This is a genomic window from Massilia horti (assembly GCF_004614195.1).
Taxonomy (GTDB): domain Bacteria; phylum Pseudomonadota; class Gammaproteobacteria; order Burkholderiales; family Burkholderiaceae_D; genus Telluria; species Telluria horti.
Genome location: NZ_SPUM01000140.1, coordinates 30730 through 45024, shown reverse-complemented (window position 1 = coordinate 45024; position 14295 = coordinate 30730). Strand labels below are relative to the sequence as shown.

Here is a 14295-nt window from a genome sequence, read left to right as displayed (position 1 = left end):
ACCGGAGGATGCGATAATAAGGGTTTCCCTACGTCTTCTATTGCCCGCCATGCCACAATTTGCCCCGCTCCAGAACGACACTTTCCTGCGCGCGCTGCTGCGCCAGCCGACCGATTACACCCCTGTTTGGCTGATGCGGCAGGCGGGCCGCTACCTGCCGGAGTACCGCGCCACGCGGAAGCAGGCCGGCTCGTTCATGGGGCTGGCGAAGAGCCCGGATTTCTGCACCGAGGTGACGCTGCAGCCGATCGACCGCTATCCGCTGGACGCGGCGATCCTGTTCTCCGACATCCTGACCGTGCCCGACGCCATGGGCCTGGGCCTGTATTTCGCCGACGGCGAGGGTCCCAAGTTCGAGCGCGTGGTGCGCAGCGAGGCCGAGGTCAACGCGCTGCGGGTTCCGAGCATGGAATCGCTCGACTATGTGTTCAACGCGGTCACCCAGATCCGCACCGCCCTGAACGGACGGGTGCCGCTGATCGGTTTTTCGGGCAGCCCATGGACGCTGGCGTGCTACATGGTCGAAGGCGGCGGTTCGCGTGAATTCCACACGATTAAAAAGATGCTGTACGCGCGCCCGGACCTGATGCATCGCGTGCTGGACGTGAACGCGCAGGCGGTGACCCAGTACCTGAACGCGCAGATCGACGCCGGCGCACAGGCAGTGATGATCTTCGATTCATGGGGCGGGGCGCTGGCCGACGGCGCGTACCAGGAATTCTCACTGAAGTACATGCAGCAGATCGTGAGCGGCCTGCAGCGCGAAAAGGATGGCGTGCGCATCCCGGTGATCGTGTTCACCAAGGGCGGTGGCTTGTGGCTCGACGAGATGGCCGGCATCGGCGCTGACGCGCTTGGCCTGGATTGGACGGTGAACCTTGGCCGCGCGCGCGCCCTGGTTGGCGACCGGGTGGCGTTGCAGGGCAACCTGGACCCCGCGATCCTGTTCGCCGAGCCGGAGCAGATCCGCGCCGAAGTGGAGCGCTCGCTCACCGCCTACGGCAAGCCGGCGGCAGGGCATGGCCATGTGTTCAACCTCGGCCACGGCATTTCGCAGTTCACCCCGCCCGAATCGGTCAGCGCCATGGTCGAGGCTGTGCACAGCTTCAGCCGCCAGCAGCGGGCTGGCTGAATATGCGGGGGCTGCGCGCCGCAGCAAAATCACACTTATTCACACGTTGCGAAAGGCAGCAATTCTAGCCTGTGGAAATGTACAGGTATTGCGTTGTTTTTGTAACTGCTTGATTTTTCTAGGTTTTTACGTTTTTCCCCAGTGCTCCTCCCAGTGCCGGGAAAGACGCGGTGAGGCGAGGCGGGCAGGTTTCCAGTTCCTTGTTCACAAAGTTATCAACAGCCGGGAGGCATAAGTTGAAAAAGTCCAGCGTTTACCGGGACTTAGCGCAGGTTTTGTAAGATAAGACTAATGTTCCTGTTGCAACGCACGATGTTCTCAACAAAAACTTACGGACTTATGCACAGCGACTGCCAAGCGAAGCTGGTTGCGGCACTCTCTTCGGAGACTTTTGCAAGTCATTGAAAATAAACAGGAAAAAAATCTTGATTTCTCCTTGGAATGTGCGCTGTTTGACTTAACGTAAACTTTCACCTCGGTCAAGCCTTCCATTGTTCACAAAGTTTTCCACAGTAGCCAACCAGACCTGACAAGTGTCCCACTGCATCCTCCAAATCGCGCTCGACACACCGCTCGACAGCTGCTTCGACTACCGCTGGCCATGCGAGCCGGGGCACGAGCCGGCCGTCGGGCAGCTGGCGCTGGTCAGCTTCGGCCGGCGCGAGGTCGTGGGGCTGATCGTCGCGGTCAAGCAGGAAACGGACGTCCCGCCGGACAAGCTCAAGGATGCCCTGGCCGTGCGCAGCCAGCTGGCGCCGCTGCCCGAACGCTGGCTGGCGCTGGCCCGCTTTGCCGCCGACTATTACCAGCGGCCGCTGGGAGAGGTGGCGCTGCCGGCACTGCCCAAGAACCTGCGCGTGCCCAAGACCGTGGCGCTGGATCGCGCGCTCAAGAAGCTCTCCAATCAAGAGGCGCGCCACGACCCAACCCCGGCCGGCATGCCGGTACTGAACACCGCGCAGCAGCAGGCAGCGGATGCAATCGGCTCGGCCCAGGGCTTTACCCCAACGCTGCTGTACGGCGTGACCGGCAGCGGCAAGACCGAGGTCTACCTGCAGGCTTGCGCGCAGGTGCTGGCGCGCGAGATTGATGCGCAGATCCTGATCCTGGTCCCCGAGATCAACCTCACGCCGCAGCTGGAAGCGAACATCCGCGCGCGCTTTCCCGGCCTTGAACTGGCGACGCTGCACAGCAGCCTGTCGGAGGGCGAGCGCCTGCTGAACTGGCTCTCGGCGCACCAGGGCCGCGCGCGCATCATCCTGGGCACGCGGCTCGCGATCCTGGCCTCGCTGCCGAACCTGAAGCTGATCGTGATCGACGAGGAGCACGACCCCTCGTACAAGCAGCAGGAAGGCCTGCGCTACTCGGCGCGCGACCTTGCGGTGTGGCGCGCGCACCAGCTCGCGATTCCGATCGTGCTCGGTTCTGCCACGCCGTCGCTCGAGACCTGGCACCACGCGCGCACCAAACGCTATCGGATGCTGGAGCTGCGCGAACGCGCCGTGAAGGACGCGGTGCTGCCACGCGTGCGCCTGCTGGACATGGAACGCGACCGCCCGCGCGACGGGCTTACCAGCCAGCTGCTCGCCGCGCTGCGCCAGCGCCTGGAGCGCGGCGAACAGTCGCTGCTGTTCCTGAACCGGCGTGGTTACGCCCCCGTGATCTGCTGCGATGCCTGCGGCTGGATCAGCAACTGCACCCGCTGCACCTCGTTCATGGTGCTGCACAAGCCTGAACACCGCCTGCGCTGCCACCACTGCAGCCTGGAGCTGCGCATCCCGCGATCCTGCCCGACCTGCGGCAACGTCGACCTGCAGCCGCTGGGGCGCGGCACCCAGCGCGTCGAGGAAGGCCTGCAGCAGATGTTCCCCGAGGCGCGCATCTTGCGTATCGACGCCGACTCCACCAGGCGCAAAGGCAGCGCCCAGGCGGCGTTCGATACGGTGCACCGGGGCGAGGTCGACATCCTGGTCGGCACCCAGATGGTCGCAAAAGGGCACGACTTCAAGCGCCTGACCCTGGTGGGCATCCTCAACCCGGACACCGCGCTGTTCTCGCAGGACTACCGCGCCAGCGAGCGACTGTTCGCGCAACTGATGCAGGTCGCGGGCCGCGCAGGGCGCGCGGGCGGTGGCGAAAGCGAAGTGCTGGTTCAGACCCGGTACGCTAGCCATCCACTGTACGCGGCGGTGACGCGGCACGACTATGACCGCTTTGCATGTGGCCTGCTGGAGGAGCGCCGCCAGGCTGCGCTGCCGCCGTTCATGTACCAGGCGCTGCTGCGCGCCGAGGCGCGCGAGCTGGCCGACGCGATCGCTTTCCTCACGGCGGCGCGCGACTGCCTGGCCGCGGACGCCATAGTCATCAACGACCCGATCCCGATGACCATGACGCGCGTGCACAACGTGGAACGCGCCCAGTTGCTGGTCGAATCGGCTTCGCGCCCCGCGCTGCAGGCTTTCCTCAAGGCCTGGGTCGTGGAGCTGCGCGAGATGAAAACATCGCGCGTGCGCTGGTCGCTCGAGGTCGACCCTGTGGATATTTAAGAACGCAAAAAGCAAGAAACAATGAATCAGAAGTTCCGCATGAAAAAAGCACACTGGAGGCGGTGACTACGTGCTGCGCTTCATGCCCGGAATGGACCGCATCGAGCTCATGTCGGGCAATACCAAGGAATTCAAGCTCGAAGGCATCTTCAATCGCGACGTCAAGCTTGAGCGCAAATCGACCGGTACCTTCGTGGACAACCTCAAGCAGGTGTCGCAGCGCGCGCTGCAGCGCTACCCGAAGCCGGCAGGGATCGATCCGGCATGGGGGTTCGACATCACGTTCCGGTTCGTGATCGAATAGGCCCTCGATCAAATGCACGTCCTTCCCCGGTCGGGTCCGACCGGCGACACGCTTGAGAGCGCAAAGCGCGAAAAAGGCGTATCGTCCGGTCGGAGGCGTAGGGTGCGCACCTGTGCGCACGCGGTTCGCGAATGCCGCGTAGAGGAGCATCAGCCGCAAGTCAGTATGCCGTGACCGCGTGCGCACAGGTCCTCGCCGGCCGCGCGCCCCCTACGCCACCGGTCAGAGTCTACGCCACTCTTTTTGAAACGACCTCGGAGGCAACGTGAACAAGCTGAACGTCGATGTCGCCGTGATCGGCGCCGGCACCGCCGGCCTGTCGGCCTACCGCGCCGCCCGGGCCCAGGGTGCGCGCACCGTGCTCATCGAAAACGGCCCTTACGGCACCACCTGCGCCCGGGTCGGCTGCATGCCGAGCAAGCTCCTGATCGCGGCCAGTGAGGCGGCGCACATGCTGCATGCGGCCGCCGCCTTTGGCGTGCACGCCGGCACAATCCGCGTCGACGGCCGCGCGGTAATGGAGCGCGTGCAGCGCGAACGCGACCGTTTTGTCGGCTTTGTGCTGGACGGTATGGACGACATCCCGGCTGCCGACAAGCTGCGCGGCCGCGCGCGCTTCACGGGCCCGCAAGCGCTGCAGGTGGATGAGCATACGTTGATCGAGGCGGCACGGGTCGTGATCGCGACCGGCTCGTCGCCGGTTCGCCTGCCCGAGCTTGTGGGCGGCGGACCAGGAGTCATCACCAGTGACGATCTCTTCGACTTGACCGAGCTGCCGGAATCGGTGGCGGTGATCGGCACCGGCGTGATCGGGCTGGAACTGGGCCAGGCGCTGTCACGGCTCGGCGTACGCGTGACGCTGTTCGCGCGCGGCGGCAGCATGGCCCAGTTGACCGACCCCGCGGTGCTGCACACCGCCACCCGCCTGTTTGCGCGCGAGCTGGCCCTTGGCTTGCAGACCCGGATGGTGCGCGCCGCGCAGGAGGACGGGCAGGTGGCGCTGACCTGGGCCGATGCGCTGGGCAAGGAGTCCACCGAGCGCTTTCGCTACGTGCTGGTGGCGGCCGGGCGCACGCCGAACGTGGCGAACCTGGGCCTGGAGCACACCGGCCTTGCGCTTGGCGCGAACGGGGTGCCGCTGTTCGACAGCCGCACGATGCAGTGCGGCTCGAGCCATATCTTCATCGCGGGCGACGCCAGCGACGAGCGGCCGGTGCTGCCGGAGGCGGCCGACCAGGGCAAGATCGCGGGCGAGAATGCAGGCCGCTACCCGGACGTGCGCCCGGGCCTGCGCCGCACGCCGCTGACGATCGCCTTCACCGAGCCGAACATCGCCGTACTGGGCGAAGGCTACCGCGCGCTGTGCGCCTGCGGCATGCCGAAATTTGCGGTGGGCGCGGCCTCGTTCGAGAACCAGGGCCGCAGCCGGGTCATGCTGCAGAACCGCGGGCTGCTGCGCGTGTATGGGGAGTACGGAAGCGGGCGCTTCCTGGGGGCGGAAATGATTGCGCCACGTGCCGAGCACCTGGCGCACACGCTGGCATGGGCCTGCCAGGCGGGGATGTGCGTGCAGCAGATGCTGGCCATGCCGTTCTACCATCCGGTGGTCGAGGAGGGCGTGCGCACTGCCCTGCGCGACTTGGCGGCCAATCTGGTCAGGGGCGAGTCCGGGGTCGACGCGGCCGACTCGGAGCCGGGTACCTGACCCGGTCAGTGGTTTGCGTCGAGCTTTCCTTGCGCCGCCAGTTCGCGCAGGATGCGGATGGTGTCGATGTCAGCTTCCTGGTAGGCCGATTTCCTGAATTCGTCATACATCTCGTTGGCTGCATCGGCCAGCGCGTCATGCCCGTCGTCGTAGCAAAAGCGCACCAGCAGTGCGCCTTCGACCGGGGCCTCGATCGTCATGGTCAGCGTCGAGGCGCTGATCTCGCCCTGGGCCGGCACCTCGTAGCGCACCTGCTGCAGCGGCGTCAGGAATACCTTGTCGCGCACCACCAGGTCGCCAAAGTGCAGGCTGCGCGTGAAGCCGCTCTCGCTGCGCTCTTTGACCACGCAATCGTCCAGCTGCGGCATGAACGTGGTCGGCGACTCGGCGCGCAGCACCAGCCCGCGCCAGAGCTGTTCGCGCGTGATCGCCTCGATCAGGGGGTTCTTCGGGTCGTTAATTTCAATCAGGTGTTCGAATTTCATGGTGCGTACTCTCAAAACGGCGCGAAGCTGCGATGGTAACCGATTGCGCGCCTTGGGGACGCCAGCAGGATGCTGTATTACATTGATACAAAAATTTACGTAAAGAAATTTTCTTTTAAGGCAAACTATGCGAAACATTTGGTAACTTGAAAGTTTAACAATTATCACGTATGCAAATTGATCGCGTCCCCCCTCTGGTGCAAAGCGTCGTACAGGTGCGTAATTGGGTGGTCGAACACGTCCCCTGCACCGATTCGATGCTCGGCTACGACCTGTTCCTCAAATTGGGTAACGACCTGGCCTCCGGGCACGACCTTCCCTTCGACACGCTGGCAGGTGGCCTGCCGTATCCACCGGACCAGGTGCTTGCCCACGTGCGCCGCATGGCCGAGGCCGACCTGGTCGAGCTCGACGACAGCACCGCGGTGCGCCCCACCGGCCGCTTCGTCGCGTTGCTCGACCAGTACGGCCGCGAGTTCGAAAGCCGGTTCATCGTGCGCCAGAACCTGCGCAGCGAGCAGCTGCTGGTGGCCGCCAGCGATCCGGAGCTGGCCGCGTTCGCGCAGTCGTTGTACGACCGCGTCTACGACATGGGCTGGCTGTACCTGCATAACTTCGGCGCGGTTTGCTTCCTCATGGCCTCGCTTGTCGCACGACTGGCCGAGGCGCACGGGCATACCGCGCGCGTGGCCTCATGCTACGTCGAGATCACCCGTGACAAGCTGCGCTACCTGCTGGGCGGGCAGGGCTTGGCCTCGCCGGGCCAGATCGACGGCCACGCCGCCTGCATCATCGACGAGGCGGTCATTGTCGATTTTGGGCTGGGCAACGTGCGCCGGGGCTACCGGCGCGACTTTCACTGGGGCGTGGTGTGCGACTACCGGCGGGAGGAACACGTGCTGGGCGGGCTGGCGGTGCCGGGCGGCGAACGGGTCATGTGGAAGGACGACTGGCAGTCGCCGCACAGCGAGGCCGAGCTGGCCCGCTACGCGCCGCACCTGCCCGGCCTGCTCGACCAGTACCTGGCGCGCTTCGGCTGAGCCATTGCGGCGGCATTGGGAACAGTGCATGGCGGCTTTTTCACGCAGGCCGTTTTAGCGCGACAGCCCTGAATTCGTTAGAATGCAGGGCTACCCTCCACGAAATTTCCCATGTCCAACGCACCGAAGTTCGGCCTGAACGGGCCGCAAAGCGAAGCCGTGTTGTATCTCGACGGCCCCTGCCTGGTGCTGGCCGGCGCCGGCTCGGGCAAGACGCGCGTGATCACCCAGAAGATCGCGTACATGATCGAAGACCGCGGCTACGACCCGCGCACCATCGCCGCGCTCACGTTCACCAACAAGGCGGCGGTCGAGATGCAGGAGCGGATCGGCAAGCTGCTCAAGCAGCCCAAGCAGGCCAAGCAGCTGACGGTCTCGACCTTTCACTCGCTGGGGGTGAAGATCCTGCGCCAGGAAGCGGCCGGGGTGGGCCTGAAGGACAAGTTCTCGATCATGGACAGCGACGACTGCTACACCGTCGTCTCGGATTTGGCGATCACCACCGACAAGCAGGAGATCCGCCGCATCCAGACCGCGATCTCACTGTGGAAGAACGGCCTGGTCGACCCCGAGGTCGCGATCAGGAATGCCAAGGATGAGGACGAAGCCCAGGCCGCGCGCGTCTACCGCAGCTACCTGGCGACCCTGCAGGCTTACCAGGCGGTCGACTTCGACGACCTGATCCGCCTGCCGGTGGAGCTGTTTCGCAATAACGAACCGATCCGCGACCGCTGGCAGCGCCGCCTGCGCTACCTGTTGATGGACGAGTACCAGGACACCAACACCTGCCAGTACGAGCTGGTCAAGCTGCTGGTCACGGGCCTGGGCAAGAAGCCGATGTTCACCGCCGTGGGCGACGACGACCAGGCGATCTACGCCTGGCGCGGCGCGTCGGTGGAAAACCTCAAGACGCTGCAGACCGACTTTCCGGACCTGCAGGTGATCAAGCTCGAACAGAACTACCGCTCGACCACGCGCATCCTGCAGGCGGCCAACGCGGTGATCGGGAACAATCCCAAGCTGTTCGAAAAATCGCTGTGGTCCGAGCACGGCCTGGGCGAACCGATCCAGGTACTCGGCATGCAGAACGACGATCAGGAGGCCGACCAGGTGGCGATCATGATCTCGGCCGACCATTTCCAGCGCAAGAACAAGTGGTCCGATTTCGCGATCCTGTATCGCGGCAACCATCAGGCGCGCGTGATCGAACAGGCGCTGCGCAAGGAGCGCATCCCGTACACGATTTCGGGCGGGCAGAGCTTTTTCGACAAGGCCGAGATCAAGGACATCATCGCCTACCTGCGCCTGATCGCCAACCAGGACGACGACCCGGCCTTCATCCGCGCCATCACCACCCCCAAGCGCGGGGTCGGCATGACCACGCTGGAAAAGCTGGGCGAATTTTCCAAGCAGTGGAACTGTTCGCTGTTCGAGGCCGCCTTGAAGGGTGGTATCGAAGCCACGCTGCAGGACCGCCAGCTGATTCCGCTGCGCGAGTTCTGCCACTGGATCAATGCGCTGGAAGACCGCGCCACGCGCCCGGGACCGTCGGGCAGCGGCGACAACGCGGCCGAGTTGCTTGACGATATGATGAAAGAGATCAACTACGAGCACTACCTGTACGAAAGCTTCGACGACCGCGCCGCCCAGGGCAAGTGGCAGAACGTGCTCGAGTTCACCAACTGGCTCAAGGACCGCGGCCGCGGCGGCCGCGAGCGCGACGGCGAGGAAAAGAACCTGCTGGAACTGACGCAGATGGTGGCCCTGATGTCGATGCTGGAAGGCCAGGACGAGGAGCCCGACGCGGTGCGCATGTCGACCCTGCATGCATCCAAAGGCCTGGAGTATCCGCACGTGTACCTGGTCGGCTGCGAGGAAGGGATTCTGCCGCACAAGGGCGACCCCGACGCGTCGGTCGAGTCGATCGCCGCGCGCATTCAGGAAGAGCGGCGCCTGATGTACGTGGGCATCACGCGTGCCCAGCGCAGCCTGCATATCACCTGGTGCAAGCGCCGCAAGCGCGCAGGCGAACTGGTCAATTGCGAACCGTCGCGCTTCATCAAGGAGATGGCGCTGGACGAAGGCGACGCGCCGCCCAAGGAAACGGAAGTGCTGACGCCGAAGGAGCGCTTGGCCAACCTGAAGGCACTGCTTGCCACCCCCAAAGCCTAGCGCGCTAGCCGGAGCGGTTACAAATCCTGGTTGACTTTTGCCAAATAGCAAGAAATAATTCCCTCAAGAAATTATTTCAAAAAGGCAACTAGATGGCAACCGTTTCCGACGTCCGCACCCCGCCACTGTCCGGGCTCTGGTATATCGACGCCTTGCTCAGCAAGGGCCCCGGCTGGAATTACCAGACCGGTACCAACAATACCCTGTTCTACACCTTTTCGATCACCGCCGGGACCGAGGCCGGGACGGCCGGGCTGGAGGCGTTCAACGCCGCCCAACAGGCGTGCGTGATCACCGCACTGGACTACCTCACCCAAATCACCGGGATCCAGTTTGCCCTGACGGACAACGGAAACGCCGCGCAAATTCACTTTGCCTACAAGGATATCGCCGGACCGAAGACGGCCGGCGAGTGCAGCTGGAACGCCGGATACAGCTACAACAGAATCACCAACGAGCTCGGCACCTACCAGGCCAACGCCTACGTCTACCTGGACAACATGGAGTGGTACGCCTACAACAGCAACCTGACGCCGGGCGGCTTCGGCTACGAGACGTTGCTGCACGAACTGGGCCACGCGCTCGGCCTCAAGCATCCTTTCCTCGAGGCCGACGACCCGGCCGACACCCCGGTGCTGCCGAAGTTTTTGGACAACATCGACAACACGCTCATGTCGTACACCGTGTGGGGCGCCCCGCACACCACGTACAGCCAGTATGACATTGCGGCCCTGAACTGGTTGTATGGCGGCGACGGCCTGCGCGGCGCGGTCGGCATCAACTCGACCACCGGCGCTCGCTACTTCACGGGCACCAGCGGCGCCGACATCCTGATCGGCACACCATACGACGACATCCTCGAGGGCGACGGCGGCAACGACTTCATTGACGGCGGCGACGGCATCGACACGGTGGTTTTCCGTGGCCCGCGCAGCGACTACACCTTCAGCCAGTTTGCCAACGGCGACTTGCTGGTGCGAAGTGGAATCGACGGCATCGACATCTTGCGCTCGATCGAATTATTCCGCTTCAGCGATGGCACCTACCAGCTCGCCCAGGCGCTAAGCCCCGCCGCGCCGCCGGCGCCGCCCAAGCTCACGGTCAGCCTGAACGCGGCTGGCTATGCGAAGGGCAATGCACCGACGGTCAGCGGCGAGGCCCAGGCCAATGCCACCGTCACCGTCTATTATGGCGACAAGGTGGTGGCCACGACCAAGGCCGACGCCAGCGGCATCTGGCAGGTGGTCACGACGCCGTTCGCGGATGGCCTGAATTATTCCGTGTACGCCAAGGCCACCGACGCCGCCGGCTACACATCAAAGGCCAGCGCCAGCGTCGTCTTCAACATCGACGCGACCCCGCCCGCCATTCCGACCGCCAGCGTGGCCAGTACGGCCGGCAGCAACCAGCCGGTATTTTTCGGAACCGGTGAGGCAGGCGCCACCATCGAGCTGGTGCGCAGCAGCGACCACAAGGAAATCGGGCGCACGACGGTCGATGCGCACGGCAACTGGAAGCTGAGCCCGGCTCCGCTGCCTGATGGCGCCTATGACGTGCAGGTGCTCTCGGTCGACCTGGCGGACAACGCGACCAGCGCGACCGCGAACCTCGCGTTCTCGATCTCGAGCGCCCTGAACGGCAACGGCACCGACGGCAACGACGTGGTGTCGCTCGGTCCGGGCAGCCACGCCTACGACGGTGGCGTGGGGCTCGATACGGTCAATTACAGCGGCGCGCCCGCCAGCTACACGATTGCGCGCGACGCGCTCGGCGTGGTGGTGACCGACAACGCCGGCACACAGGACCGGCTGATCAACGTCGAACGCCTCCATTTCGGCGACGATACCTGGCTGGCGCTGGACATCGACGGCGCGGCCGGCCAGGCTTATCGCCTGTACCGCGCCGCGTTCGACCGCGCCCCGGACCTTGATGGCCTTGGATTCTGGATGCAAGCATTGGATAACGGCGTCACGCTCTATCATGTCGCCGAGTCCTTCCTGACCAGCCAGGAGTACCTTGACAAGTACGGGGCCGATCTTTCAGACGAAAACTTCCTCACCCAGCTGTACCATCACGTGCTGCACCGCGAGCCGGATGGTGAAGGTTTCCAGTGGTGGCTCGATGCTTTGCACAATGTGACCCGTGCCGAAGTGCTGGCTTCCTTCAGCGAAAGCCCGGAGAACCAGGCGCAGGTGATCGGCAGCATCCAGAACGGCATCAACTACATGCCGTACTTCGGCTAGCGGCCAGCCGTGCCGCGTGGACTGCTGGCATAATCGGGCTTTGTTGCCGAAAACAGGTCAAGCATGTCCACTGAAACCTACATGCGCGAGGCCATTGCCCTGGCCCGCGCCAATATCCAGGCTGGCGGGCGTCCCTTTGGCGCGGTGTTGGTGCGCGACGGCCAGGTGATCGCCCGCGCGGTCAACCAAATGCACGAGAGCGTGGACCCCACCGCGCATGCCGAAATCCAGGCCATTCGCCAGGCCAGCCAACAGCTCGGCAGCCTGCGCCTGGACGGTTGCGAGATCTACGCCAGCGGCCATCCGTGCCCCATGTGCCTGGCCGCCATGCACCTGACCGGGATAAAGGCCGCCTATTTCGCCTACTCCAATGACGACGGGGCTGCCTATGGCCTCACCACGGCACCGATCTACGCGGAAATGACCCATCCGCCCCAGGAGCAATCCCTGCCCTTGCGCCCCCTGCGCCCGGCTGACGAGCAGGGCCTGTATGACGAGTGGTCGCAACGACAAGCATAACGAAACGGAACCGCAATGAATCAAGAAGACCGTTTGGTCGATATCGAAATCAAGCTGGCGCAGCAGGAAGACCTGGTCGATAACCTGAACAAGACGATTTACCAGCAAAGCCGCCGCATCGACCAGCTCGAGGCCATGATCGAGAAGCTGGCCGAACGCGTGCGCACCCTGCAGGAATCCGGACAGGGGCCGCTGAACGAGAGGCCGCCGCATTACTGACCGCAGCGAAAGCCTGGAGAAAAGGCGCAGGTCACCGGCAGCATCCAGAACGGCATCAACTACACGCACCTGCCGGAGTTTCGGCTAGCGGCCAGCCGTCATTTCCCCTTATCGGGTCAGGTGTTGCCCCAACCGCTTGCCCAGGCAAAGCAGGGTAAGCGTGGGAGGCAGGCCCCATGGGCCGGGAATCACGGAGGCATCGCACACGAACAAACCCGGCGTGCTGGTTTGAAGTTCGCGGTCCACGCGCGCGCCGATCGCAAGCGAGCCGCCGGGATGCGCGGCAAAGTGCCAGCTCCTGAAAATGTGGCGCGCACCCGCCGCCGACAGGATGCGCTCCGCCAGTTCGCATCCCTGGCTGAACTTGCGGCGGTCGGCGCTGCCCAGTGTTTTGTCGACCCAGCGCGGGCCGATGCCGCCGCCAGGCTCGTCGCGGATCTTGACCATGATGGTGAGCGTGCGCCGGTGCACGAACAGGCGGTCCACGCGCCCGACCTGGGCGGCGAAGGCCTGGTACATCGGCTTGGGCAGGGTCAGGTCGGCCAGCGAGATGCCTTCGTCATGCAGGCTCATGCCGCCGGCCATCGGCACCTCGGCGCCGCCGTCGATGTCGTCGACGCTGCCCATCACGGCAATCACCGGATCGCTGAAGAACGGCGCCGAGCGCGGGGCCAGGCCTGAGCGATGCAGCAGGCGCGGGCTGCCGATGCCGCCCGCCGCGAGCACGACCGCCGGCGCGTGTACGCGCGTGCACTTGCCGTCCACGATGACTTCCACACCGGTCGTGCGGCCTTCCTGCACCAGCACGCGCGAAACGCGGGCGCGGTCGACCAACTGCGCACCGTGCCGGCATGCCTCGTCCACAAAATCGCGCGCGGTCCACTTGGCGCCGAACGGGCAGCCGTAGACACAGCGCCAGCACCCGGTACGGCAGGTCTGCTGCCGGATCATCTTGTCCAGCTTATGCCAGGGTAGCGCCAGCGAGCGCGCCGCATCGCCGATGCGCGCGGCCATTGGTCCGATCAGGCTGTCGGGCAGGGGCGCCATCGGCAGCTCGTCGCGCAAGGCGGCAAGGGCGGGGCTAAGGTCGATGCCGTGCGCGGCGAACAGCGCGTGCGGAGGCGGGGCGGCGGTGGCGAAGTTGACGGTCGAGGTGCCGCCGGTGGTGAGCGCGCGCACCAGCAGCGACGCGTCGCGATGGAAGAACGCGCCCTTGCCGGGCACCGCGGCCATGCCGGCCATCTGGGCCAGCGTGCCTTTGACGGGAGCCGCGCTGCCTTGTTCGAGCATCAGCACCCGCGCGCCGCCCAGCGCCAGCTCGCGTGCGACGCTGGCGCCGCCGGGACCGGTGCCGACCACGATGGCGTCGTAAGAAAGGCGAAAGGCAGGAGGCATGCTGGCTGCTTGCGGAAGGGAGATGGCGGGATGCTACCACCAATGCGTTGGCGTCGGGGCCGCGGGGTTTACCGAAGGCGTAGGGTGCGCACCCGTGCGCACGCGGTACGGTTGATTATTGTTGGCTCCGGTACATACACGCGCCCCGTACGCACGCGGACGCAAACTATGCGCAACCGTACCGCGTGCGCACGGGGTGCGCACCCTAACGGGCATTGCAAAGCGACGTGCCGCCCCGTAGGATGAATCACGCAAAACGCAGCGCAATTCACGGTTAGAGGCGCCAGCGGTGGCGCTTGGCCAACATTGCATCGCGTTTTGCGTTTCTTTATCGCATGTTTCGGCGAAGCATAGTCACGCCTTCGACATGCGGTTGATTCACGTTACGCCTCTTCACCGCCAACGAGACAAGTCCCGTAATTACGCACACTTGACACATCCCGCCATACATACCCGGCCGATATGACGGGCAGGCAATATCCCTGCTATGATCCTGCGCACACCGCCCTGCTGTCGGGTTCGTCCGGCAGTCCCG

General features: G+C 64.7%; 11 protein-coding genes. 9 read left to right on the top strand and 2 right to left on the bottom strand.

The genetic code is table 11. The features are described 5' to 3' along the window. The first annotated feature begins 49 nt into the window (after positions 1-49). From hemE to E4O92_RS21695, 4 genes are all read left to right on the top strand, one after another. On the top strand, positions 50-1132 hold the full coding sequence (gene hemE, locus E4O92_RS21710; RefSeq protein ID WP_135191753.1) for a uroporphyrinogen decarboxylase: 1083 nt from the start codon (positions 50-52) through the stop codon (positions 1130-1132). Between the two features lie 533 nt (positions 1133-1665). Continuing rightward, entirely contained in the window at positions 1666-3678 is a 2013-nt protein-coding gene (locus E4O92_RS21705; RefSeq protein WP_135191752.1) for a primosomal protein N', read from the top strand. A 70-nt stretch (positions 3679-3748) separates the two neighbouring features. Beyond that, positions 3749-3982, top strand: a complete 234-nt coding sequence (locus tag E4O92_RS21700; RefSeq protein ID WP_135191751.1) for a hypothetical protein — start codon at positions 3749-3751, stop codon at positions 3980-3982. Positions 3983-4247: 265 nt separating this feature from the next. After that, entirely contained in the window at positions 4248-5687 is a 1440-nt protein-coding gene (locus E4O92_RS21695; protein WP_135191750.1) for a dihydrolipoyl dehydrogenase, read from the top strand. A gap of 5 nt (positions 5688-5692) precedes the next feature. Here E4O92_RS21695 and E4O92_RS21690 read toward each other — a convergent pair whose 3' ends face one another. Continuing rightward, positions 5693-6172, bottom strand: coding sequence for an SRPBCC family protein (locus E4O92_RS21690; RefSeq protein WP_135191749.1), 480 nt, complete (start codon positions 6170-6172; stop codon positions 5693-5695). A gap of 170 nt (positions 6173-6342) precedes the next feature. On the opposite strand from E4O92_RS21690, the gene E4O92_RS21685 reads away from it, so the two are divergent. From E4O92_RS21685 to E4O92_RS21665, 5 genes are all read left to right on the top strand, one after another. Continuing rightward, the gene (locus E4O92_RS21685) at positions 6343-7212 is read left to right on the top strand and encodes a hypothetical protein (protein WP_135191748.1); all 870 of its coding nucleotides are present in this window, start codon (positions 6343-6345) and stop codon (positions 7210-7212) included. A gap of 111 nt (positions 7213-7323) precedes the next feature. Continuing rightward, positions 7324-9384: a UvrD-helicase domain-containing protein gene (locus E4O92_RS21680; RefSeq protein ID WP_135191747.1), complete on the top strand. Its 2061-nt coding sequence runs from the start codon at positions 7324-7326 to the stop codon at positions 9382-9384. A gap of 92 nt (positions 9385-9476) precedes the next feature. Continuing rightward, positions 9477-11627, top strand: a complete 2151-nt coding sequence (locus E4O92_RS21675; RefSeq protein ID WP_135191746.1) for a DUF4214 domain-containing protein — start codon at positions 9477-9479, stop codon at positions 11625-11627. 63 nt (positions 11628-11690) lie between these two features. Continuing rightward, positions 11691-12146 (top strand): nucleoside deaminase, encoded by a 456-nt coding sequence (locus E4O92_RS21670; RefSeq protein WP_135191745.1) that lies wholly within the window; start codon positions 11691-11693, stop codon positions 12144-12146. A gap of 15 nt (positions 12147-12161) precedes the next feature. Further along, a complete protein-coding gene (locus E4O92_RS21665) occupies positions 12162-12365 on the top strand; it encodes a SlyX family protein (RefSeq protein WP_135191744.1) in 204 nt (67 codons plus the stop codon). Between the two features lie 108 nt (positions 12366-12473). Here E4O92_RS21665 and E4O92_RS21660 read toward each other — a convergent pair whose 3' ends face one another. Next, positions 12474-13760, bottom strand: coding sequence for a GMC family oxidoreductase N-terminal domain-containing protein (locus E4O92_RS21660; RefSeq protein ID WP_135191743.1), 1287 nt, complete (start codon positions 13758-13760; stop codon positions 12474-12476). Positions 13761-14295: the final 535 nt, after the last annotated feature.